The 23,350-nt window shown below is 57.3% G+C and carries 19 protein-coding genes; 7 read left to right on the forward strand and 12 right to left on the reverse strand.

What is annotated here, in order from left to right; translation table 11 throughout:
* Positions 1–101 precede the first annotated feature (101 nt).
* From DSM3645_RS25860 to DSM3645_RS25870, 3 genes are all read right to left on the reverse strand, one after another.
* A complete protein-coding gene (locus DSM3645_RS25860) occupies positions 102–1,781 on the reverse strand; it encodes a tetratricopeptide repeat protein (protein WP_161603421.1) in 1,680 nt (559 codons plus the stop codon).
* Positions 1,782–2,250: 469 nt separating this feature from the next.
* Positions 2,251–5,394, reverse strand: coding sequence for a bifunctional [glutamate--ammonia ligase]-adenylyl-L-tyrosine phosphorylase/[glutamate--ammonia-ligase] adenylyltransferase (gene glnE, locus DSM3645_RS25865; RefSeq protein WP_002655605.1), 3,144 nt, complete (start codon positions 5,392–5,394; stop codon positions 2,251–2,253).
* 84 nt (positions 5,395–5,478) lie between these two features.
* A complete protein-coding gene (locus DSM3645_RS25870; RefSeq protein ID WP_002655606.1) occupies positions 5,479–6,228 on the reverse strand; it encodes a class I SAM-dependent methyltransferase in 750 nt (249 codons plus the stop codon).
* Positions 6,229–6,453: 225 nt separating this feature from the next.
* Here DSM3645_RS25870 and DSM3645_RS25875 point away from each other — a divergent pair, with 225 nt between their 5' ends.
* Both DSM3645_RS25875 and DSM3645_RS25880 read left to right on the forward strand, forming a co-directional pair.
* On the forward strand, positions 6,454–7,365 hold the full coding sequence (locus DSM3645_RS25875) for a DUF1559 domain-containing protein (protein WP_040353027.1): 912 nt from the start codon (positions 6,454–6,456) through the stop codon (positions 7,363–7,365).
* 65 nt (positions 7,366–7,430) lie between these two features.
* Positions 7,431–7,859: a hypothetical protein gene (locus DSM3645_RS25880; protein WP_040353028.1), complete on the forward strand. Its 429-nt coding sequence runs from the start codon at positions 7,431–7,433 to the stop codon at positions 7,857–7,859.
* A 55-nt stretch (positions 7,860–7,914) separates the two neighbouring features.
* On the opposite strand, the gene DSM3645_RS25885 is transcribed toward DSM3645_RS25880, so the two are convergent.
* Both DSM3645_RS25885 and DSM3645_RS25890 read right to left on the reverse strand, forming a co-directional pair.
* Complete coding sequence (locus tag DSM3645_RS25885) at positions 7,915–8,451, reverse strand: class IV adenylate cyclase (RefSeq protein ID WP_002655609.1); 537 nt, start codon at positions 8,449–8,451, stop codon at positions 7,915–7,917.
* Between the two features lie 259 nt (positions 8,452–8,710).
* Positions 8,711–9,103 (reverse strand): 4Fe-4S binding protein, encoded by a 393-nt coding sequence (locus tag DSM3645_RS25890; RefSeq protein WP_002655610.1) that lies wholly within the window; start codon positions 9,101–9,103, stop codon positions 8,711–8,713.
* A gap of 200 nt (positions 9,104–9,303) precedes the next feature.
* Between DSM3645_RS25890 and pepT the strand changes: the two genes are divergently transcribed.
* Both pepT and DSM3645_RS25900 read left to right on the forward strand, forming a co-directional pair.
* Entirely contained in the window at positions 9,304–10,539 is a 1,236-nt protein-coding gene (pepT, locus tag DSM3645_RS25895) for a peptidase T (RefSeq protein ID WP_002655611.1), read from the forward strand.
* Positions 10,540–10,713: 174 nt separating this feature from the next.
* Positions 10,714–11,604, forward strand: coding sequence for a glycosyltransferase family 2 protein (locus tag DSM3645_RS25900; RefSeq protein WP_002655612.1), 891 nt, complete (start codon positions 10,714–10,716; stop codon positions 11,602–11,604).
* Positions 11,605–11,741: 137 nt separating this feature from the next.
* On the opposite strand, the gene DSM3645_RS25905 is transcribed toward DSM3645_RS25900, so the two are convergent.
* The 6 genes from DSM3645_RS25905 to DSM3645_RS25930 form a co-directional block, all read right to left on the reverse strand.
* Positions 11,742–13,052, reverse strand: coding sequence for a Gfo/Idh/MocA family protein (locus tag DSM3645_RS25905; protein ID WP_002655613.1), 1,311 nt, complete (start codon positions 13,050–13,052; stop codon positions 11,742–11,744).
* 66 nt (positions 13,053–13,118) lie between these two features.
* Positions 13,119–14,654, reverse strand: coding sequence for a LamG-like jellyroll fold domain-containing protein (locus DSM3645_RS25910; RefSeq protein ID WP_002655614.1), 1,536 nt, complete (start codon positions 14,652–14,654; stop codon positions 13,119–13,121).
* Positions 14,651–15,184: a sigma-70 family RNA polymerase sigma factor gene (locus tag DSM3645_RS25915; protein ID WP_002655615.1), complete on the reverse strand. Its 534-nt coding sequence runs from the start codon at positions 15,182–15,184 to the stop codon at positions 14,651–14,653. The genes DSM3645_RS25910 and DSM3645_RS25915 overlap by 4 nt, the downstream gene beginning before the upstream one ends.
* Before the next feature lie 174 nt (positions 15,185–15,358).
* Positions 15,359–15,979, reverse strand: coding sequence for a hypothetical protein (locus DSM3645_RS25920; protein WP_002655617.1), 621 nt, complete (start codon positions 15,977–15,979; stop codon positions 15,359–15,361).
* Positions 15,980–16,125: 146 nt separating this feature from the next.
* Entirely contained in the window at positions 16,126–16,515 is a 390-nt protein-coding gene (locus DSM3645_RS25925) for a hypothetical protein (RefSeq protein ID WP_002655618.1), read from the reverse strand.
* 44 nt (positions 16,516–16,559) lie between these two features.
* Positions 16,560–17,483, reverse strand: a complete 924-nt coding sequence (locus DSM3645_RS25930; RefSeq protein WP_116344575.1) for a DUF1559 domain-containing protein — start codon at positions 17,481–17,483, stop codon at positions 16,560–16,562.
* Positions 17,484–17,524: 41 nt separating this feature from the next.
* On the opposite strand from DSM3645_RS25930, the gene DSM3645_RS30330 reads away from it, so the two are divergent.
* Positions 17,525–17,713, forward strand: coding sequence for a hypothetical protein (locus DSM3645_RS30330; protein WP_131282837.1), 189 nt, complete (start codon positions 17,525–17,527; stop codon positions 17,711–17,713).
* A gap of 65 nt (positions 17,714–17,778) precedes the next feature.
* Here DSM3645_RS30330 and DSM3645_RS25935 read toward each other — a convergent pair whose 3' ends face one another.
* Positions 17,779–19,998, reverse strand: a complete 2,220-nt coding sequence (locus DSM3645_RS25935; RefSeq protein ID WP_161603422.1) for an alpha/beta hydrolase family protein — start codon at positions 19,996–19,998, stop codon at positions 17,779–17,781.
* A gap of 460 nt (positions 19,999–20,458) precedes the next feature.
* Here DSM3645_RS25935 and DSM3645_RS25940 point away from each other — a divergent pair, with 460 nt between their 5' ends.
* Both DSM3645_RS25940 and DSM3645_RS25945 read left to right on the forward strand, forming a co-directional pair.
* On the forward strand, positions 20,459–21,802 hold the full coding sequence (locus DSM3645_RS25940; protein ID WP_002655621.1) for an MFS transporter: 1,344 nt from the start codon (positions 20,459–20,461) through the stop codon (positions 21,800–21,802).
* 141 nt (positions 21,803–21,943) lie between these two features.
* The gene (locus DSM3645_RS25945) at positions 21,944–23,290 is read left to right on the forward strand and encodes an MFS transporter (protein ID WP_002655622.1); all 1,347 of its coding nucleotides are present in this window, start codon (positions 21,944–21,946) and stop codon (positions 23,288–23,290) included.
* Positions 23,291–23,350 lie beyond the last annotated feature (60 nt).

A 23,350-nucleotide genomic window follows, 5' to 3' on the forward strand; every position in this document is an offset into this window, starting at 1 on the left:
GCTCTATTTCCTTGGTTGGCCGCGATAGCGGAACTATCTGGGCCAACCAGACGCGGTTCGGCAAAATGACGAACGTCGATTGAAGCACGACGATCGCAACGTCATTCCGTCTGCGCCCGCGCATCTGGGTGACAATAGCAACTAGCGACCGGCTTGACGTCGGCTCGCGCCCAGGCGGCTTGAACCTGCTCGTTCATTGCATCGGCTTCTTCGATTCTGCCTTGGCGACCGATCGCTTGTTGCAGGCCCAGCAGCGACCAGGCGTTGTTGGGATGATCTGCGAGATCGGCCTGATAAACCGCTTCCGCTTCCGCCGCTTGCCCATCGGCCAAAAGGAGCGCACCTAACGCATGTCGAACCGGCTGCATCCAGCCAGGCGGTTCGTCGTAGGTCAGGTTTTCTTCCAGTTCGACGGCGGCGCGAAGCTCGGCGAAGGCCTCGTCGGTGCGGCCCTCGCGAAAAGCGAGTTCGCCGACCGCCATTTTCCGCGCGATCGCCAGCACGTCCTTTGCCGGGTTGTTCCCCATGACCCACTCGTCTCCCAGCTTGCTGACGACCTGATCCAGCTGATCAATCTCCTGCTGGGCTTTGTCGGTTCGCCCCAGTGCTGAATAAGCAACCGAGCGGGCGAAGTGTCGTTCAGCGCAGCTGAACATCCGCCAATCTTCGGGCGCCGGCTCGGCGAGAATTTCTTTCCACTTGCCAAACCGAATCATGACATGCAGCGTGGTCGGCATGAACCCGTCCGCCATCGCGACGTAGTTTTTCAAAAACTCCGGCGGGATGACCGCTTCAATTTTCCGCGCGGCGTCGATGGCCGTTTGATAACGGCCATCCATCATCGCCGCGTAGGCGAGAAAGTGCACGTTGTGCATGAAGTACAAGCTGTAGAAATCAGGCTTCGGCGCTTTGGCGAAATAGGCTTCGTCGGCGGCGATCGCTCCAGCGTTAGCGTCGGTCGCTTCGGCGTACATTCCGGTCCGGATGTAGATATGCGACGGCATGTGAACCAGGTGACCCGAGCCTGGGACGAGTTGGCTAAGCCGCTTGGCGGCGTCCAGTCCTTTTTCGGGCCAGGGCGAAGCTTCGATCGCGTGAATGTAAAAGTGATTGGCGCCGGGATGCTGCGGCGCTTTGGAGAGCGTATCTTCGAGGACCGCTAGAATCTCAAAGACGCGTCCTTTGGGCGCCGCATCGGCCGTCCATAGGTCCCACGGTTGCAAGTTCATCAGCGACTCGGCGTAAAGGGCGCCAACGTCAGCGTCGTCGGGAAATTGTCGCCAAACCTTGTTCATCGCTTGCGCGTATGCTTCGTCCAACGGTTTGCGATCTTCCGGGACCGGCATTGCATAGCGCGTACGAACGGCGCGAACCAACGCCTGTTCGACCGGCGATTCTTGATCGAGCGCGGCGATCGCCTTAGCGGCCGCCGCGTCGGCCAGTTTGCTTTGCTCAACTTCCATTTGCGGATTGTTGATATGCAAACCGCGAGCATAGGCTGAGCCCCACCAGGCCATCGCGCACGAAGGGTCCAACTCCGCCGCTTTTTCGAACGATCGAATCGCTTCGTCGTGATTGAAACCGTACAGCAGTTGAATCCCTTGGTTGAACCACTGTTGCGCCTCGGCCGAATCGGTCGTGACGTCGCGCTGGTAACCTTGAAAGCCGTCGTAGAGCTGGAGCGGCGGAACCTGATCTGGCTGCGGTTCGGCTGCCGCGACAAAAGAAAGTGCAGGGGCGAGACTGAACGATAGAACCAACACGAAAATGGAACGGGTCACTTGCGTCTCCAAATTTTCAATTGTCGTCGGCGACCGAGATCGGACAAAAAAGGGCTTGCCCTCAGTATGCGGCGCGAGACAGCGGAGCGTAAAGCGCCTAGCCGATCTTCACCCAAAAATTACCGACTTCAACGCGCGGATTGGTAAGACGAGAGCGAAGTGCGCGCTGCAAGGTTCGCAAATTTTCTTAAATTGTGGAACGACGCGTTATTCAGAGCGTTGTTGCTGCAGACGCAAAAAGTTTGCTGCCAAAGAATCGTTCGCGTATGCCGATTGAAGTGGCGCTATCTCGCAACCCGTCGCCACACTAGTGTCCTGTCATGCGACAAGTATCGGTCGCCAACCCAGTCGCTCGCTAGCGCAGCGGGCTAGTGCGGCGATGTTCGACTTGATTCCAACCGTGCTTTGCCGCTCTTCATCCGCGGCTAGGCCGCGTTCTATTTCTTCGCTTCTTCAAAAAGCGGACGGGCTACGAAGAAGACGCTGGGGTCAACTGCGCCGCTTCGCTGAAGATGCGTTCAAATCGGCGTCGTGTTTCACGGGCCAGTTTGCGACACTCGCGCAGCAACTGGGCGCCGTTCATGTCGCCCAACAGATAGGCGAGTTTCGCGACTTCCAGCCGTTCCTTCGGCAAGTCGTGCCGTGCGGTCGTGTTCATTAAGCGAAGCCGAGCTTCGACGATCCGCAGGAAGATATAGGATTCGTGAAAATGAGCAAAGTCATCGTCCGCCAATCGACCGGTTTCATGCAGTACGTGCAATGCATCGATCGTGTTGGGGACTAATGTTTCTGGATGCTCAGCAACGGTCGACATTTGCAGCATTTGCACGACAAATTCAATGTCGACGGTTCCGCCTGGACCGCGTTTCAAGTTGGCGTTGGTCGCAGTTTCTTCCATGCGCCGGCGCATGTCGCGAATTTCGAGCGCGTACTCAGGCCGCCATGGCTTCGCCAAAATCACGGTGCGGATTAACTGCTCGACGTTCTGACAGGATTCGGTCGTACCGCTGATCGGGCGCGCTTTGCACAGCGATTGCCGTTCCCACAGCTGCCCCATCCCTTCGACATGGTAGCGATAAAACTCGTCATACGAGACGGCCAACGGGCCATGCTTCCCTGTGGGACGTAGTCGAGCATCCGTTTCGTACAGTCGTCCATAGGGGCCCAGTTCGCTGACCGATTTCAAAATCCGCTGCGCCAGCTGACCAAAGAAATGTTGATTGCTGGTGCCGCTGCCGGGACGCCCTTTGCCATTGGCTGGTTGCGTTTGCCCTTCGGCTTCATAAAGAAAGATCAGGTCGAGATCACTGTGATAGTTGGGCTCACGACCGCCTAGCTTGCCAAGGCCGACGATTGTCATATCGCAGCGACGACCGTCCGACAACCAAGGTTCGCCAAAGCGTTGGCTCAGATGATCGTATTCTCGTTCAACGATTCGCTTCAGGCAGATTTCGGCGATGTCGGACAAGGTTTCCAGCCGTGCCTGCAGGTCCTTTTTTCCCAACACGTCGAGCACGCCGACGCGCAGATGCATCAGGTTTTTGAAGCTGTGCAAGATCGGGGTGATGTCTTCGGCGCCGCGACAGAGCTCGGTCAAGATCTCGTCGAGCGTATCCCGCGTCGGCAGTTTGTCGAGCATGAGCGAGTCCATCAACTCGTCGATCATACCGGGATGGCTGATCAGGATGCCCGAGAGATAGGGACTGCCCGCACAAAGCCGGACGTACAGATTGAGCGTCGCCGGATTGACGCTGAACAGTTCCCACAAGATTCCTTTGCCGCCGAGCGAGTCGCTTACTTGCGCCAAATTGATCAGCGTCGAGTCAGGGTCCGGCGTCGTCGAAATCGCTTCTAGCAACTGCGAGCTAATCGCCGCCAAGAAATGACGACAGCGGCGTGTGGAAAGAAAGCGAACCTTTTCGGTCGTCAGCGCCATCAGGTTGTCGTAGGCGTTTTTCGGGTGATGGAATCCGTAGGCGGTTAGCACTTCGTCGATCGTCTCGTCGCCTGGTTCGGGATCAAGCACCAAGTCGACTGTCGGCGCCATGTCGTCGTCCCCCGGGAACGCGTCATGCAGCAGATGGTCGAGGATCTTACGATTGAGGGCCGTTTTTTCAGCGTATTCCTGTTGGAAAGCGGCGAGCGCCGATTGCTCAACGCCATGTTCATACCCCATCCGCAGCGCGACTTTCGTCAGTTCTTTTTCATCACTGGGCATCGTGTGCGTCTGCAAATCAAACATGATTTGCAGGCGATGCTCCAGCTTGCGCAAGAAGGCGTAATTTTCTTCCAGGATCGTACGCTCTTGCTGCGTCAAGCAGCCGGCGCCTTCAAGCGCGGCGATCGCTTCCAACGTGTTGCCGGTGCGAATGCCTGGCAAGTCGCCGCCGTTCAGCAGTTGTAAAAACTGGATGACAAATTCGATATCACGAATACCGCCGCGCCCAGTTTTTACGTTGGTGTCGTCGGTCGTTTCCCGCTCGGCCCGCGTTTCGATCCGCCGCTTCAGCGCCTTGATGCCGGTGATGTCGGCGCGGCTGAGATAGCGACGATAGACCCACGGCTCCAGCTGCGTCAGCAATTCTTCTCCCAGGTCATGATTGCCGGCGACGCTGCGAGCTTTGACAAACGCCTGGCGTTCCCAGGTTCGCCCCATGACGTCATAATAGTGCAGCGCCGACTCAAGACTGACGACCAACGGACCGCGACCTCCCTCGGGACGTAGTCGCATATCGACGCGATACGGCGCGCCCAGCTCGGTCGACTCGGCTAATAGTTTTAAGACCCGCTGCGAGAGACGGTCGAAGAACTCGCCGTTAGTGATTTTTTTCTCGCCATCGGTTTGGCCATTTTCGTCATAGATGAAAATGAGATCGACGTCGCTGGAATAGTTGAGCTCGACGCCGCCCAGTTTGCCCAACGCCAACACCACAAAGCGCGCCGGACGACGACCGCCGGGACCGGTGGCTTTGACCGTGGGTTGACCATAGCGGGGGCGCATCAGGCGAAACGCGGCGGCGACCGCCGCTTCGAGCAGCGCATCGGCCAGATACGAGATCTGCCGCGTGACCACGCTGATCGTTTGTTCGCGGATCACGTCGCCATACGCGATGCGCAGCGTCTCGCGGCGTTTAAAACGGCGCAGCGCCGTCATGATCGCTTTCTCGTCTTGCAGCGCTTTGACTTCGTAGACGACGTCATCGACCAACATTTGCCGCGCAATCGGCTGACCGTCCGTAATCCGCAGCAGCTCAAAACTTTCGGGGTCGTTGATCAGTTGATCGGCCAGCGCCTGGCTCGTCGCGAAGATTCGCAGCAACGTTTCCAGCGAGCGCAGGTCGCGCTCAAACAGCGCGGCCAACGATAACGGACTGCGGCTGGTTTGGAAGAGACGTTCGAGATTGTTGAGCGCCATGTCAGGATCGCTCGAGATCGGCAGCAAACGCTCCAGCTGGGTCAGCAGAAACGTGAGCAGATCCGGCGCAATCGCGTGGCGCGAGAGACTCCGAATATTTTCGCGACCACGCGGAACGTCAGCAACGCGCAGTTGTTGGAGCCAAGATGCCGCGACGGCGTCTTTCTCGAGCAAGTCGGAAAGTTGATCGATTTCCATAGAGTCAGGCGACGACGGCAATTGGAGGCGCAAAACTCTATTCTAGGTGAGAGCCGCCCAGCGTGGTAGTCGCGACGTAAATCTCTATTTAGAAGCGGGTTCCGTCTCTGTGGGGGGCTGTTCCGGGGCCAATTTGGCCTCATCTTTGGGAGAATCGTCACGAGCGTAAAACATCATATGCTGCCACGGCAGATCGTCGAACTGCCGGGCCAGGCGAAATCCATTGGCGGTCAGCTCTTTATTGACCTGGTCTTTGCTCATTTTGTGCAGCGGCTTGATCGGCACATTTTCGTCCTCAGCCCGAAATTCGACCAACACCAAGCGGCCTGTCGGTTTCAGTGACTCGCGCATCGCGGCTAGCATCTGGACGGGATGCGAAAACTCGTGATAGACGTCAATGCACAAGATCAGGTCGACTTGGCCTGCGGGCAGTTTCGGGTCGTGGACATCCCCTAAGATGCGATCGACGTTTTTGATTTCCGCTTCTTCGGCTCGGGCCTGCAACAAGCGAAGCATCTCGGGCTGAATGTCGACCGCGAGCACTCTTCCCTCAGCGCCGACCACTTCGGCCATCTTGAGCGTGTAAAAGCCGTTACCGCACCCCATATCGCAGGCGATCATCCCCGGCTTCAGACCGAGTTGCTTGACCATCGTCGTGCAATCTTCTTCCCGTTCGCGCGATTCGCGAATCAGCCAAGGAGCGCCCTGATAGTGCATCGTTTGGGCGATGGTCCGTCCTTGGTACTCTTTGAGCGCGGGCGGAATCTCTTCGGCCGATAGCGGAGAAATCAAGAGAGCGAAACAGCAGAGCGAAGCGAGTTTGCGATGCGGCATGATAGAGGCTCGGCGGGAAGTGAATGCGATGAGAGCTATTTGCCAAGATAACTCAATCAATCCGTAGAGTCGACAAAACGCTCGAATCTGGCACTCTTGAAATTAAGTGACCAATCACGCAAATCAGCCTTGGAGACGCTAGTTTAGCGGCTTAGAATGGCAGCAATCGAATGCTACAGCAGGATTTTACCACAAATTCCCTTTATTACCATTCAGAGGTCATCCATGACAAAATCAACACGTCATAGTGGTTTTACATTGGTCGAGCTATTAGTCGTGATTGCGATCATCGGCGTCTTAATCGCTTTGCTCTTACCTGCGGTACAGCAAGCCCGAGAAGCGGCGCGGCGGATGTCGTGCTCGAATAAGTTAAAGCAGATCGGTTTAGCGATCCACAACTACCACGATACGCACTTGGCGTTTCCGCCCGGCGTCTCACATTACGCCGGTATGAGCGGTGGTAAAAACCCGATTATCTGGAGCGTCTCGATCTTGCCGTTCCTTGAACAGGATGCGCTATACCAAGAGTTGAAAACGGATACGAGCGGTTTTACCACCGAAGTTCCGACCGGCGCGGCCGGTGAAACGGGCGCAAGAGCGGTGAACGCCTATCTGTGCCCTTCCGATATCTTGGGCTCAGTCAATACCTTTCGAGAGAATCTAGGGACATCCAACTACATGGCTTGCGGCGGCTCGATGGAATACGCCAATACCGGCAACTTCACGCCAGACGCCAATTTCGACACTAAGAACTATAACGGCGTCTTTTGCCATAATGAAGGTCGAAGTTTTCGCGACATGATCGATGGAACGAGCAACACGCTAATGGTAGGCGAACGTGACGGCGGCGATATCGCCAATACGGGCTCGACAGTTGTGCGCCGTGCCGGGACGTGGGCCTGTACCGACTATGTTAATTATCACGATCGCGTTTTTCCCGGAGCAAGCTCCAGCTACCCGATCAACGCAACCTCGAACAGCTTGTACCCGCACCGCTCGTTCGGCAGCTTCCATCCCGGTGGAGCGATGTTCGTCTTTACCGACGCGCATGTCAGTTTTTTGCCAGAAACGATCGATGGCGCCATCTATTCCTCGTTGGCGACCCGAGCTGGTGGTGAGGTGATCGGCGAATACTAGTCGCCACGTTTCACTTAGCGAGCCGACTTGACGTCTTTTGAATCGCCCGTTAGTTGGAGGAATTGATGATTGCCTATTTGTCTCGTGCGACGATCTGCGCGGTCTTGCTCTGTTCACTTGGTTGTTCGGCAGGACATGGTTTGCCGCTGGAAGAAGTCAGCGGCGTCGTGACTCGTGGTGGCGCGCCGATCGAGGGCGTCTCGCTCGAGTTTCGGCCTACTACAGGCCGTGCTTCGTTTGGACGAACCGATATCGACGGAAAGTACGCGTTGCAATACACCGATCAAATCTCCGGTGCGTTGATCGGCGAGCATGCCGTGCAGTTGCGTGTCCCAACGAAAACGCCTGCCGAAATCCCCGGCTTTGCTGATATGGACAAGGAAGCGCGAATGATGGTGATCCAGTACGACGCAATCGCCTATCCCAAGCCGATTAATGTGGTCGAAGGAGAAGCCGCCATTCTAAACTTTGAGCTAAACGATCTAAAGAAATAATTGCAGACGTTGAACTGAGAAGGGACCGCTGCGGCGGTCCCTTTTTGGTTCGAACTTACTCATCCATCGCACGGAGCGTTTCTGTCGAGCCGATCAGATCTAGATAGGCCCCGTCGCATAGATCCGCGGGCCGAATCTCGAATCGCTTCATTAATTCGGCCGCGATTTTCTCCCCTTCTGTTACGGACTGATCGTCGCGCAGGACGACTTCCAATTCCATGAAATCCCCCAAGTCGACAACTTCGTCCAAATGAATCCGCGTCTGTCCAACTAGATAGAGCGTGCGGCGTTTACGGACTTCTCCCAACTCTCCCAGCACGGCTGACAAGACGAAACGGAGACCGCTGGGATCCGCCGTCGGAGTCCGCACATAGGTTGAGGTCTTGGGTCCTGTTTGATCGGCGCGATGGTAGTAAATCAACTCCGACTCTTCGTCATTGATCGTCCGCAGTTTTAGTCGGCCGCTGGCGGTATGAAAAAAGACATCGACCTGATGAAGCGTCCAAGGACCCTCGTTGGCGATCTCCGCCGCCAGATGTCGTAACCGCGACATGTCATTGACGCGGGCCTTGATTTCTACGTTGCGCGCCATGAGATCGTCCTGGGCGGAATTGACTAATTGCTAATCACCAATGCCTGAGAACGAATGCCGAAAAGTCTCGGGCACTAGCCCGTTGCGCGAGCGAGGGAATAGGTGAGGAAGCGTCGAAAACGAAACCCTCCGCGGCAAATCGGAACGAGAAAACTCAGCGCGGTTAAAGTTTGCAGACGGCATTCTCTCGCTGGCGCAACGGGCGAGTGTCCGGGGCGGTCGAACTTCCTTAGACACTTGTCATTACCGCGCAGCGGACTTACCCATTGGCTTTCAGTTCGGCCAGATGAAACGCCGTGCCGACCAGTCGATCCCAATGCTCGTGGATGTATTCGGGCGGACCGCCGATTTGCGAGACCACTTCGTGGCACTTTTCGGTCGGCACCATTTCGATCGCGTCCCACGGACAGACGGTCAGCTCGTAGGGGTTCGTTTTCTTCTGCGGGATGTGGACGCAGACTTCGCACCCAACGCAGCGATCCAGATCGATCTCGCACCAACTTTGCAGTCCGCCCATGGTTGGATATTGCTCGATCTTGACGATGCAGTCGACCGGGCAGACTTCCAGGCATGACTCGCAGCCGGTGCAGTTGTCGGCGTTGATAATCGCGACTTCCTTTGGAAGTTTTTTGCGGGGAGCTTTCTTCGCCACTGGTGACCTCGCTTCGCCGATCAGGACCGTGTCTGCGCTGGAACTTTAGCGTTGTGACATTATACGGTATGATCGTCCGCGTTAAACCGAAATATTGAGCTTTGTCTCCCCCGCAGCCGACAGGTTGCCATTTGCCGCTGGGGCGAGTGAAATAGAGCAACCGCAGGAGCTCTGTTTTTTATTTCTTGAGACTTGGCCGAATGACCCGCAAACGACTGTTAGACCGTTTTCTCCGCTACGTTCAAGTTGATACCACGGCTGGAGTTCCGGGGGCAGAATACCCTAGTTCGAAGGGGCAATTGGCGCTCGGTAAACTGCTGGCGGACGAGATGCGAGCCTTTGGGATCGCCAACGCCGAACAGGACGAATACGGCATCATCTACGCTGAGATTCCCGGCAATGTGGCGGACGCGCCCTCTGTCGCCTTTTGCGCGCATCTAGACACCTCGCCGGAGACAACCGGCGCCGGCGTGAAACCGCAGGTCATCCAGAATTACGAGGGCGGTGATATCGTATTGCCGGGCGACCCCAGCCAGGTAATCCGCGAAAGCGAAAATCCAGAGCTGGCCGACCTGCATGGCTGCACGCTGATCACCACCGACGGCACGACGCTGCTCGGAGGCGATGACAAAGCCGGAATCGCCGTCATTCTGGAATTGGCCGAAAGATTGCTGGCCGATCCGCAGATGCCGCATGGTCCGGTCAAGATCTTGTTGACCTGCGACGAGGAAATCGGGCATGGAGTCGACCACGTCGATCTAAAGCGACTCGCGGCCGATGTTTGCTACACGTTGGACGGGGGAGGCGCGGACGAAATCAACGCCGAGACTTTCTCGGCCGATATGGCGGTCGTCTCGGTCCACGGCGTCAACATCCATCCGTCGATCGCCAAAGGGCGAATGGTGAATGCGCTGAAAGCGGCCGGGATGTTTCTCGATCGCTTGCCGCGCGACATGATGTCGCCAGAGACGACCTCGGGCCGCGATGGTTTCGTCCACCCGGTTCAAGTGAAAGGGGGCGTCGCCGAAGTCGAAATCCAGTTCATCCTCCGTTCGTTCGATATGGCGGAACTCGCAACGCAGGCTGATTTGTTACGCTCGACGGCGCGCAGCGTCGAAGTCGATTTTCCTGGTTGCAAGCTAGCAGTCGTCACCTCGCCGCAGTACCGCAACATGCGCGAAGGCTTGGAAAAAGAACCGCGTGCGCTCGCTTATGCGATCGAGGCCCACCAGCGGCTTTCTCGAACCCCCAAACAGGAAGTCATTCGCGGCGGAACCGATGGTTCGATCCTGACCGAACAGGGATTGCCGTCCCCGAATCTCTCGACGGGTCAGCACAATCCCCACTCGCCGCTGGAATGGGCCTGTCTGGATGAAATGGAGAAAGCAGTGGAACTTTTAATCTCACTTTTAGGGGTTTGGGCCGAGAAGAAGTGATGGCGCCGCTAGCTTGACGCTTCCCGATTCTGGCGCCTCCTGCGTTTTTAGGGGAAACAGGTAAACTCGTGAGCCCTTCGGTTCCGAAGATTCATCACGTAAGCATGCCGGCAATGCTTATGGTCACCCCTGATATGCGGCGCCAGGCGTCGAAGCCGGAAGGAAAGAAAATCTGTGCGACTCTCGATCATCATCCCGGCGCTGCATGACGCGGCGCTGCTTGAAGAGACGATGCTGTCGGTGCTAGAAAATCGCCCCGCCTACGCCGATGTTGTTGTCGTTCACACCGGTTTTTATACCGATCCGTACGAGCTGGCCGGCGAAGTCAAATTCGTCGAAGCCCGCAGTGCCGTCACCGATGCTCAGTGCTGGATGATTGGCGCCGCTGCTTCCAGCGGCGAGATCATTCACCTGCTTGCGTCTGGCGTTGTCGCCACGGCGGGCTGGGCTGACAGCATACGGTCAATGTTCGCCGATCCGGCAGTTGCCGCTGTTTCGCCTGCGCTCCGCTGTGACGACGCGATTGCGTCGATCGGCGTCGCGGCCGACTCGCTCGGCTATCGGCGATTTCTGCGGCTGGAAGAGGGGAAATCGCTGGTCGGGCCAAGTCGCCTGGCGGCGTTTTATCGCCGTAGTTGGCTAGAGCCGCTACTTCCAGCCGCTGCGTCGCTTGGTGATCAAGCCGCCGATCTGGACATCGCCTACTCACTGAAGGCGCAAGGTCTGCTCAGCCGGCCGACCACCGCGTCGCAGTTGATGGTGAAACCTGCCGCACTGCAACAAGATCGCGATTTCGCCGCGGCCGCAGCCGCCGAGCGCCTGCGAGCACGGCATCCGCAACAGTTGGATACGACCAGCTACTGGAACCAGGTGATCGCCCAAACATTGAAGGCGCTGCCTAGCCCCAAAGCGATCGGCGTCTTGCTGGGGCACCTCGGCGGCGCTCGCGGAGAACGTCCGGTCGCGCTGGAACCAGCCGAGATTGACCAGCACGACGCTCCGGCGACGATCCGCATGCCGCAGCGACCAACATCGCAATCCAACACCGACCGCGCCGCCGCCTAACGCGGCCAACCACCCGAGCAATCCTTCGAGACCCACCTGCGACCGCACGCAGGTTTTTTTATGCGCCCAGGGAAGAGCGGCTTGGGTCGCCCGACCAGCCTGTTCCTGACTGGTCGGGTCGCCCAGCAATCCGTTGACTACACGGTCCAGTCGCGCGTTCCCCGCGAACGGAGCAAATTGGCCTCGTCGTCGCCGACAAATTCTTCCTTCACCGGATCCAACGTCAGCTTGCGCTGCAAAATCCAGGCAATCGCCGCGGCATGGCTCGCGATGTGCGAACGTCGCATCACGTCCTGATTGGCGGCGGTCATTTCACGCGTTCGCATGCAGTCGAAGAAGTTGCGAGCGTGGGTCGAAACGTCGAGACCATTTACCCGTTTTTTCGCCTCCGGCAACTGCTTGCGCAGCGACTCCGGCTCGATGGCAATCTCGCCGCTATCGCCGGTTTCGACCCAACCCTGATCACCAATAAAGCGGACCGGACAAGTGCCAAGCCGCGTAATATAGTGCGGTTCGCGTTTGCCGAACGGCTGCGGCAGAAAGTCGAGCACCAGTTTCACGCCGTTGGCGTAATGACACACGATGTTCTCTTGGCTCGGCACATATTCAATCGGCATCGTGTCATCGGACTGATTCGCCCATTGGCACAAGTCGACCGTATGGGCGCCCCAGTCCAACAGCCGCGCACCGGAATCAAAATCCCATTGTCCGCGCCAACCGCCGCCGACATATTTTTTGTTGTAAGGACGCCAAGCGGCCGGGCCAAGCCACATATTCCAATCGCAGACATCTTTGGCCGGCTCCGCTTCAGCTGGCAGCCAACTGTTCTCTAGCACTGGATTGTAGACCGAAGCATGCAACGTATGCAGCTTGCCAAGTTTACCCGAGTGCGCGATTTCGACCGCCTTTTTAAAGTTCGCAACGCTTCGGCGCTGCGTGCCTGCTTGGAAGACGCGCTGCTCGCGGTGCATCGTGTCAGCGAGCTTTTGGCAATCGGCGATCGTGATGCCGCACGGCTTTTCGCTATAAACATCTTTTCCAGCTTCGGCGGCCAGAATCGACGCGGCCGAGTGCCAACGATCGCCGGTCGCGATCAGGACCGCGTCGATGTCTTTACGAGCGAGCAGTTCGCGAAAGTCTTGATACAGCACGCAATCGGCGTTGCCATAGTGCGAGTCAACCAAGGTTTTGCCGGCGTCGCGGCGACTTGCCTGCACGTCAGCGATCGCGACGCATTGCACATCTTGGAACGGCAACATCGCTTTCAGATCGTACGTGCAGCGGGGACCAATTCCGATGACGCCGAGGGTGATCTTATCGTTGGGAGCAACTTGGCCATCGGCGCCATATACGGTCGACGGTACGATGGTCGCCAGCGAAGCGGCCGTGACCGCCGCGGTCGAAGCGACGAGAAAATCTCGTCGCGATGATTGATCAGAAGCAGTCATGAGGCGTTTTCCTTTGCAAAGGGGTGGGTAACTTTGAAGTCGCATCCGTAAGCGTGAAATCGTGGATCAATTCGGTCCGTGGGGGAGCGTTTCTCCGGGATGCTCGAAAAGGTAGCGAATCGCTACCTCGTCTAACGCGCGCCCATAAAGCTGGACGTCATCGAGCTCTCCCCCCAGGAATTGCTCTGCTTGGGCATGATTGGAAGGAACGCGCCCCAAGTAGGCGGATGTAGGGTTCTGTAATTGAATGGGAGCAATTGCCCGCGTGTTGATGACTCCCCCCATTCTTTTGGGTTCGATCAGCGCTCGACCATCCCGGTAAAGAGTGACGCTGCCGCCGCTGACCGAGACGGCGACTTGGTGCCAGCGATCAGGCTGCCAAGGAGCTACGCTCGCCGAAATCCGATCAAACCGATCTCCCTGCTGCCAACCATAGTAGAGCCAATTCTCTTCCAGCTCAAATTGAATACGTTGTTGGGCCGTGCCGTCTGAAACGGAGAAGACGATATCGTCCGCGTTTCGCACCCATGCGGTGAGCGTAAAAGCGCTGGCGCCGGTCAGCGCCGACAAATGCTCGCTAAAGTCGACAAAGCCATCGGCGCCCAGTTCCAAGGCCTGGCCCGCTTTCCCTGGTCGCGAACGCCGGCTGGTCGACATGTTCAACTTGCCATCGAATTGATGAGGGGAACTGTCGACAACGTTGGTGCTGTCGGCGCTGTCGTCCAATCGCCAGTGCGCCAGTAGGCGGGGATCGGCGGCGCCTCCTTGAATCGACGTGATCTCGCCTGACGAATCAATCGCGGCCGATTCTCCGGCGCTCAGCGACTGGATACGATTGGCTCGACCGGCGCTTGACAAATACAAATCGACCAGCCCGTCGACAACGTTGATCTCGGCGGCGCCAGACTGCTGACTGACCGACAAGTCAAACTCGGTCCCTAAGTCAACAACTTCCATCGACGCGGTGCCGACGGCAAAATCACGAGCGCTTTCAGGAGCATGCACTCGCACGGCGCCATAGTTCAAAAATCCCCGCAGCGGCGAGTCAATTGCGAACGACGCGGGGCCATCAATGTTTACCGTCGCGCCGCTGCTAAAGGTCAATTCGATCGTGCCAGCGTCAAGATTGATCCAACCTTTCTCGAGCGCAGCGCCAATCTTTAGGGCGCGACCAAAAGGGTCGCTCCATTTCGTACCGGGGCCGATCGACGTCAAAGTTGCGATGGCGACATCTTGCGTCGAATCGCTTTGGACGCCGAGCCCAAGCGGAAAACCGATGAACAGCCCGACCAACAAAGCGGCGATCGCCAACAGCCAGCCATGCCGCTGGAGAGAACTGGCTCGGCTTGATTTCGGATCGAGCGCGGGAGTTTTATTTTCAGCGGCAGCAATTGCGGCAAGCGGATCGTCTATGCCGGGAGTCGCCGCAAAACGCCAAGCCAAGTGCGCATCGATCGCCTGATGACGGACGAATAGGTCGAGCGCCTCAGCATCGTTTTGCAGCAACGCGTTGAGCTGAGCCTTCTCTGCGGCGGAAAGTTCGGCCTGATCCATTCGCTTCAGCAACTGCGCTAGTTCGTCATTCGGCTGACGCTCACTCATGGTCTCGCTTCCGTCGCTAGTTTACGTTCAATGCAACTCGCCAAACGCAGACGAAGCCGATACAGCAGATCGGCCACCGAGCCGGCTGTCTTCTCGAACTCGTCGGCGATCTGTGCGACCGAAAGTCCATCGGTATAACGACGCCGAAGAATATGAACGCGACTCTCCTCCAGTTCGCCCAAACAACTCTCGAGCGCTCCTAGCGAATCATGACCGGCGCGGGCCGCCGTTTCGGACCTGGCTGCGACCAAACTGACCACCTCGTCGGTCAGCACCAGGCGATCCCGTTGCTGGCGCTTCCGAAACGCCAAAACTTGCAGCCGCGCGAAGCGGCACGCCCAAGGCCAGAAGTCGAGCGTCGAATCGTATTCGCTCCGCTTTTTCCAGAGCGCCAAATTGGTTTCGGATAGGATATCGCGCGCATCCGCCGCATGGGGCGCCAACGTCAGGACAAACGCAAATAGGCCCGGCTGCGCCGCCGTCATCCGCGCGACGAATTGCTCGTTTTGTGCTTCGGTGGGGTCGGGCATGCGGGGATTGGCGAGTAATCGAAAACGTGAACGCGACGACAAGCGGATGTCTCAAATGAGAATTAGTCTTGCTGGGCCGATCCATCAGACGAAAAATCTTGGATCGCAGTGAAATATCGCAGAATTTCGATTTCTCCCCACTTTTTCGCCAGATTAAAGCCCAATGCGGCGCGACTAAGTCAACAATCTGGCTTCCACACGGCAACCAAACAGCTTCGCCAGGTCGACGGCCAGCGGTTGCTCTTCGCTCCAGCGACGAGGGCGACCTTCGTGAAAAAATTCGCCATAGTGAAATTCGATCATCGCCCAGGGATGCCCGACCTTGGCGTCGTAGGTGCGCTCGATCAGCTCGATCGGCTGTGAGAAGAGATGGATATCGAGCGTCGGCGCAACCATTTCATGAGGATCGAGCGACTCGGGAAGTTCACCATCGGGCCAGACATCTTCGTTGGTGACCGGCTGCAACAAGCCTTCGATATCGCGCCGCAAGCAGCGTGGCTCAAAGGCCCAATGCAGCCACTGAAGATTCGGGTCGGCCCAAACGCGCTGATCGCCGCTGTCGGTAAACAACGTCTGCGTCGCGTGCGTCTCTTCCGGAGAATGGATCGGCGGAGCCAGCGGGTGGTGCAGATAACCATGCTCTACAAACGCATCCACGATTTTGTCGGCCGTGGCCGTCAGATCGAGCGTCTCATCAGGTCGCGGCGGACGCGGACGAGGAGTCGCTCCGAACAAGTTGCGCGAGAGCCAACCTGGCTCGTACGGTTCTTCCGTGATAATGACAAAGCTGCCCATGCGGTTGTTCCGAATGAGATGGAAACCAGAAGTTGCAAAACAAGGAGTTCCATCTTATCGCAAATCGCGGTCAGCGCAAAAACAAGGCGAACCCCGCATGGGAGGTTCGCCGATGGAAGGGTGAGAATACTTCGATCGATCCGGTATTACTTCGCCAGGTGAAAATCAAGATCGTCACGATCGGCGTTGACGGTAATCTTCATTGCCGACTTGTCGTTGAACTTTTTGGACAAAAACGACTCGATCTCTTCGACAGGTTCGCCCGGATTTGGTTCGACGATCCTTCCTGTTTTCCGGTAGCCTTTAATCTGTACGAGCTTTTCCCCAGGCGAAGTTTTCAGATCGTATCTGCCGTCCGTAACTACCGAGTGAAAACTGGCGCCGACGCCGTCGGCGTCTTGGAGCAACAGTTCGCCATTTTGCAAGGGAACGCCGTTGTACGAGATCTCCCCTTGCAGGTGATACATGGGCGCCTGGCTGGGACCGCAAGCTGCGCAGGCCAGCAAGATCAAACCGATTGGCAATAATAATTTCATCACAATTCTCCAACGTGGAAGGATCGTAGTGAGAGGACGCGACGCTACTCCGAGATCACCTCGGAACCAGCGCGCGTGCTGAGCGCCTTCCATGTTTGCAGCGAAATCGTATTGCTGAAGAACGCCACCGCGCCGTCAGCCGTGGTCGCCATCACGCCGCCGGGATGATAACTGCGAGCGAAATTTTCCTTTTCATCGGTGGTGCTGATGGAGACGCAAGGCGCGTGCTCAAACGTCGTGGTTTTGCATTCATAGATTCGATCCGGCACGGTGGTATTAGGACCTTGCGCGGTTGTAAAACCGTACGACCCGGTCGGCGCGCCTCCCCAATAGCCTCCGGCGCCGCCCCAGCCGTTGACGCCGGGTCGACAGATTGATTCGCTAAAAACGAGCGTGTTGGAGGTTCCGTCAAGCAGTGACGACATTTTGGTTTTCGATTGGTGATAAAAGGCGCCCTGCATCAATGTCGAGCTGGTGCTGGTAGCGGCGTATTGATAAAGCATGTAGCCGTCGCCGGTGCAGGCGATGTAATTGCCCTGGAATCCCCCGTCGACTTTCGAACCGGCCCCTCCCATCGCATCTTGCTCAGCTTCGGAAGGACAACGAAACGCGGGCAGCTGCTCCGTCTTAAAGCTGCCCGTCATGTTGTGAACATACTGATTCGTGTCGGCTTTATACTGATCGGCCAGGTTGTTCAGTTCCAAAAATGGCAATAGCTGCTGCATCCAGGTATCGCGCCGATGGTACGTGCCGACGTCAAAGTATCCATGCGGAAAGATTTGAAACGTGTCGTGATAGTTGTGCAGCGCCAAGCCAAGCTGTTTTTGCTTGTTGCTGCAGCTCATGCGACGAGCGGCCTCGCGGGCCTGCTGCACCGCCGGAAGTAACAATGCAATCAATACGCCAATGATGGCGATGACCACTAACAATTCGACGAGCGTAAAACCACGATGATTGCGTAGACGCATGCCGATCCCTTTCCGGGGCATGGAGAATAGGAAGAATCGCAATGACTGATGAAACAGCCGATGGCGCCAGCATCGCAAACCGCGACGAACATCAAGAGCCGCTTTTAATGTCACGTAATATCACCCATTATAGAATGACGCGCGCAGGGGGAGCTGCGCATTTGTTATCCACGACTACCCAATTCTGCGCAACTGCCGAGGAAACTTCAATCAATCCTGTGGCAAATTAGCGGCGCCCTGTCGGGAAGAACCGGTCGCTCCCAGTGGGGCCCCTGCTGTCTGCAGCATCTCGCTTTCACGGCAGTGATTGTGGCCAATTCAAATGTTTGTTCAAGAACGCGAACGTTCCCTGGCTATGGATCTCGTGCCCGCCGATGAACCATTCGATCTCGGCACGATCGGTTAGGTGCAGCTTCGCCTGGTAGAGGTTGCGTACTTTGGCGAACTCGTAGGCGATCCACTCGTCGTCGCCGCAGCCGTCGAAGTGCCCGCGTTCGACCATGAATGGTCGCGGGCAAATTAGCGCCGCCATCTCGGCGTAGTTGAATGTGCCCCCCAGATCAAACTCGTAGATCTCGTACTCGCCGGCCCAGACATAACTGAACTTGTGCTGCGTGGTCGCCGTCTTCAGCACCCAGTCGTTGAAATCGCCCGAGCAAATCGAAAGGCAATAGTCGGGCACCAGCGCCGGAATTCGCATCGCGGATTTGCCGCCGTAGCTAAGCCCGTAGAAGGCGATCCGCTGGGGATCGACATTGGGTTGCGCCTTTAGCCAATTGACGATCTGCTGATGCTGCGGCACGATCGTCGAGAACAACGTTTTTCCTAGCGCATTGGACTTGCGCTGCAACGTGCGAAACTGATCCTGGTGGATGTACGGATTTTGCGGAGCAAAGACGATATATCCTTGCTCGCAAAGGGTCGCTGCAAAATTGTCGTACGCAGCTTTCTTTCCATCGAAGAGGTCGGTAGGGCGTCCCTCTAGGCCGTGCTGACAAACGATCACCGGCCGCTGCTCGCCTGGTTGCAAATCCTTCGGCAACATCAGTACGCCATAGGCGAAGACATCGGGAAAGACGTCCAGCGTCACTTCATAGCCGATCCATTTGGCTTCTTCCCAGGTCTTGCGCGACTGCGAGTTGAAAGGGAGCAGAGGCCGATCGAAGCGACCGATCACGTCGTCGTAGAAGATCTCACGGTACTTCTCGACGCTCTCTTCATACGCGTCGACCGACGAGGTTTTCAGATCCTTCAAGAAGTCTTTCCGGCGAAAGTCGTTGGCGCGAATCAGCGTCTGGTCATACGCGTCCATCTCTTCCATTTGCCGCTGCTGGCGAGCGGCGGCGTCAATCATTCGCACTACTTTGACGGCAGAGTCGACGGTGACCAGCTTTGCGCCGGCGGGCAAAAACGAGGCCAGCATTTGGCCGCAGGGATGATTGACTTGATCGCCGTCGACGGGACCCACGATCAGATGATCCGTGCAGGCGGCTCGGGCAATTTCTCGGCGGACCTCTTCGTCGGTGGGAGTCGTAATCTGGCCAGGTGCGCCCCCTTCGCCAGGCAACGTGACGGTCGGATGGGCTGACTGTTCGATCACGCAGGGGCGCGGCCAGATCATGCTCAGCAGTTCGGCGTCCCCATATCGTTCGAGTCGCCCAAAGACGTTGCGCGAAATTGGTTCTTGCCAGATTCGTTCACGCGGCGCAACGTACCCGCTGATGCAAACCCGCTCGATGCGATTGTCGAGCGCCCCGCTATAGAGCGCCAGCATCCCACCTTCGCCATATCCAATGACCCCGATTTCTGCGTCATCCTGCCCTCTGGCGAACCAATCAACGCAGGCCAACACCTTTTGAATTTCGTAGCCGATCACGTGTCGTCCTTGGACGAACGACGAGCGATAGACGTACTCGCGATTCGAGAGATTCGCACGACCGCCGCGCCGCGCCATGTCGCGACTGACCAACGTCGGAATAATCACGCGGCATCCGCTCTCGGCGAGCCGCCGCGCGAACTGCGACTCGGCAGGCAACCCGTCGGCCAGTCCCGCGATCTGCTCCGGCGTCTGATCGGCGTCAGGGAGCGCGATGATGTCCGCGACAATTTTTCGATCGACCGGAACTAACAACAAACCTTCGCCATGCATGCTTTTTAAGACCGGCCAGCGAACGGCGAAGACGTCGTACCCAGCTCCTTGGGCGACCAAGGCCGAAGTCTCGGTTGTCGCCAGCAGGCTAGGAGCGTCAAACGGAATGCGCGGCTCACGCACGCCCAATCGATGGGCCAACCGAGCTTGATTTGCGGCGATCGCTTGCTGATGCAGCTCGGGCGAGGAGAAATCCCACTCCCAATGTTTTGCGCGTTCCAAGATCGAAGCTTCGATCTCGCCTAGCAAAAATCGATCGATCCCGGCGACCATCTGCGCAGCGATGTCGCCGTTCCTGGTCAGCGGCTGCGTCCCGGGAAGCGTTTCGGCGACGACACGCAAATTCGAGCCGATCGCCAGCGTCATGAATACTCCAACTGCAATGCACTTGGTCCACATTTTGACGCCTCTTCTTATAGATTAGTGTCTAGAATCAATGGCCTGTCGACACGCGACCGCCTGAGCATCCGCCGAGAGATTCCTTCACCAACGTGAAAGACCGCGGAAATACCTCGTGATATCTTCGTTATTTTAGTCCACTTTAGACAGCAGGAACTTCGCGTTTTATCCCTCGAATGCGGCAGTTCTGTGCGCTTTATGTTTTGCCGCATTGCAAAGCAGGAGCGATTTGTTCGCTGTTGATCCCTCTCTTTATCGATCTCGCGTCATTGGACCCAGAGTTGAGAGCCATGCTGCGCGATTCCCCGAAAAGCCTTAATTTTCGGCGTCAGGGCCGAAAGTTTTCTCTCCGTCGTAGCCAGCGGCGGGAAACAGCGGGTACCATTCTTGCTAAGTCTTCGCTCCTACCCCGACAGATAGAGTGCGCATGCCCAGTGATGACGATTCGCAATCGCCGCCCCCCGAGCCTTCCAAGGTGGGATCGGCGCTGCACAATCGCAATTTTCGTCTATTCGCCAGCGGACAAGCGATCTCGCAGACCGGCACATGGATGCAATACACCGCAATGGCCTGGCTCACCTACGAGCTAGGCCATTCGACGTTTGTACTGGGCTTGGTCGCGTTTGCCGGGCAGATCCCGACCTTCTTTCTAGCACCGGTCGCAGGCGTGCTGTCGGACCGTTTCAATCGTCGTAGCGCCTTATTGGCTTTGCAATATCTCGCGCTGCTGCAAGCCGCGATGCTTTCGGCGCTAGTGTGGACTCGACAAATCAATCAGTGGGAAATCATCGCGTTCAGCCTGGTGCTGGGGATCATCAACGCATTTGAGGTCCCGCTGCGACATGCTTTTTTGGTCGACATGATCGACGATCGAAAAGAGTTGCCCAGCGCAATTGCCATCAACTCGTCGGTCGTGAATGGGTCTCGGTTGATCGGGCCGTTCGTCGGAGGTCTGCTGCTCGCGACCCTGGGCGAGGCGTTTTGCTTTCTGGTCAACGCGTTTACCTATGTGCCGGTGATCATCGGCCTCTTCATGATGCGCAACTTGGCGAGTCCTGCCCCGACGGCGAACATCGAAATGCGTGATGGGATCCGTGATGGATTTCGATATGTCTGCGGATTTCCACCGATCTACGCGCTGTTGTTGTTTATGTGCCTGGTCAGCGTGATGGGCATGCAGGGCTCGGTCGTCTTGCCGGCGGTGGTCGAAGATCTCGTGCACGCCGGCCCCGATCTCTACGGAGCAATGACCGGCGCGACCGGCGTCGGCGCGATCTTGGCAGGTGTTTATTTGGCCTACCGAAGCTCGATCGCCGGTTTGGGATCGCGGATCGTGCTAGCAGGCGTCGTCTACGGCGGCGGGATGTTGTTGTTTACGTGGGCGACCGCCGCTTGGGGAATGCTGGCGATCTTGGCGGTAACCGGGTTCTCGCTGATGCTAATCAAGGCCGGCGGAAATATCGTGCTGCAAACGATTGTCGACGAAGAAATGCGCGGTCGCGTGATGAGCTTCTACACGATGGCCGTTCTCGGCACCGCGCCTGCCGGCAGTTTGATCGCCGGCACGATCGCCCAGTATTACGGACCAATGGCGTCGATCACGGTCAGCGGCATCTGTTGCTTGGTCGGGAGCGTCGCGTTTGCCTGGATGCTGCCCAACTTGCAAAAGCTTGCTGCTCCGAAGCTCGAACAGAACGGGATGATGCCGCCGCTCGGCGATCCTCTCGAAAGTTTGACCGAACAGCCGTTGCCGCAACGCGAAAAGCAGTAGGGCGAGCTTCCCTTGATAGAGCGTGAGCTCGATGGTAGATGAATGAAAGTTCATCTAGCTGCTCTTGCCTTTAACCCTTTGTACGCGAATTATTTAAGGAATACGCTGCACCGTTAGATCTTTGGGACTCCGCCGCACGCAATGGCTCACAACTTCACCCCGTCGCAGAGCGCCGCTTCAGGACCTGCGGGGATTGTGCGCGCGTTGGCCCATCGCAACTATCGCTTGTTTCTGTTGGGGCAAAGCGTCTCACTGATCGGCACGTGGATGCAGCAAACGGCGCTGGCCTGGTTGGTCTATGAAATGACCAATTCTCCGCTGCTACTGGGAGTTGTCGCATTCGCAGGTCAGATACCGACGTTCTTTCTGGCGCCGGTCGCCGGCGCGTTATCCGATCAGTTCAGTCGACGCCGAACGCTGCTGCTGACTCAAACGATCGCGATGACGCAAGCGGCGACGTTGGCGGTCTTGATGTGGACCGGACATATTCAAGTTTGGCAGATCATCGTGCTCAATTTGATCCTGGGCGTCACCAACGCGTTTGACATGCCGACGCGCCAGGCCTTTCTGGTCGACATGGTTCCGCAGCGCAGTGACTTGCCGAATGCGATCGCTTTGAATTCTTCGATTGTCACTGGATCGCGCCTCGTCGGACCGTTCGCAGCAGGCCTGCTGCTAGCCGCGTTTGGCGCCGTCCCCTGCTTTATGTTCAACGCCGTCAGTTACGTCGCGGTGATCGGCGCCTATCTGTCGATGCGAGATTTACCCCAACTGCACCGTGCGGCTGGGTCGAAATTAGGAGCTGGAATTGCTGAAGGCTTTCGTTACGCGTTTGGGTTCCCGCCGATTTGTGCGCTGCTGTTGTTAATGGCGTTGGTCAGCATGATGGGGATGCCGATGTCCGTCTTGCTGCCGGCGGTCGCCAGCGACGTCTTGCATGGCGGACCTGATCTATTTGGCCTATTGACCGGCGCAACCGGCTTCGGAGCGTTTGGCGCTGCGATCTATCTCGCTTCGCGCCGGACCGTGCTGGGACTCGGAAAACGAATGGCCTTCGCCGGAATGGTCTACGGCGTGGCGATGATCGTCTTCGCGTTTTCGCGGAGCGTGCCGTTATCGCTGGGCTTGTTGATGATCACAGGATTTGCATTGATGATGCAAATGGCCGGCGGCAATACGCTGCTGCAAACGATTGTCGACGAAGACAAACGGGGCCGCGTGATGAGTCTCTACACGATGGCGATTATGGGCACAGCGCCGATCGGCAGTTTGATCGCCGGCGCCATTGCAAGTCGCTACGGCACGTCGACCGCGATCCTGATCAGCGGCGTCTGCTGTTTAGCCGGAAGCATCGGTTTCGCTTTCATCTTGCCGCGACTGCGCAAACATGTTGCGCCAATCTTCCGGCGCATCGGCGTCTTGCCGGCAGTGGCCGATGGTCTGGAGACCACCGCCGATCTGCAATTGCCGCCGGAGCAAGCGGCGTAGCTGAAAGCGCCTTGGGTCTAACGCTTCTTCTATGCGACCACTTGGTTTCCGGCAGGCACG

The organism is Blastopirellula marina DSM 3645 (assembly GCF_000153105.1).
In the GTDB taxonomy this organism is placed as follows: Bacteria; Planctomycetota; Planctomycetia; order Pirellulales; family Pirellulaceae; genus Blastopirellula; species Blastopirellula marina.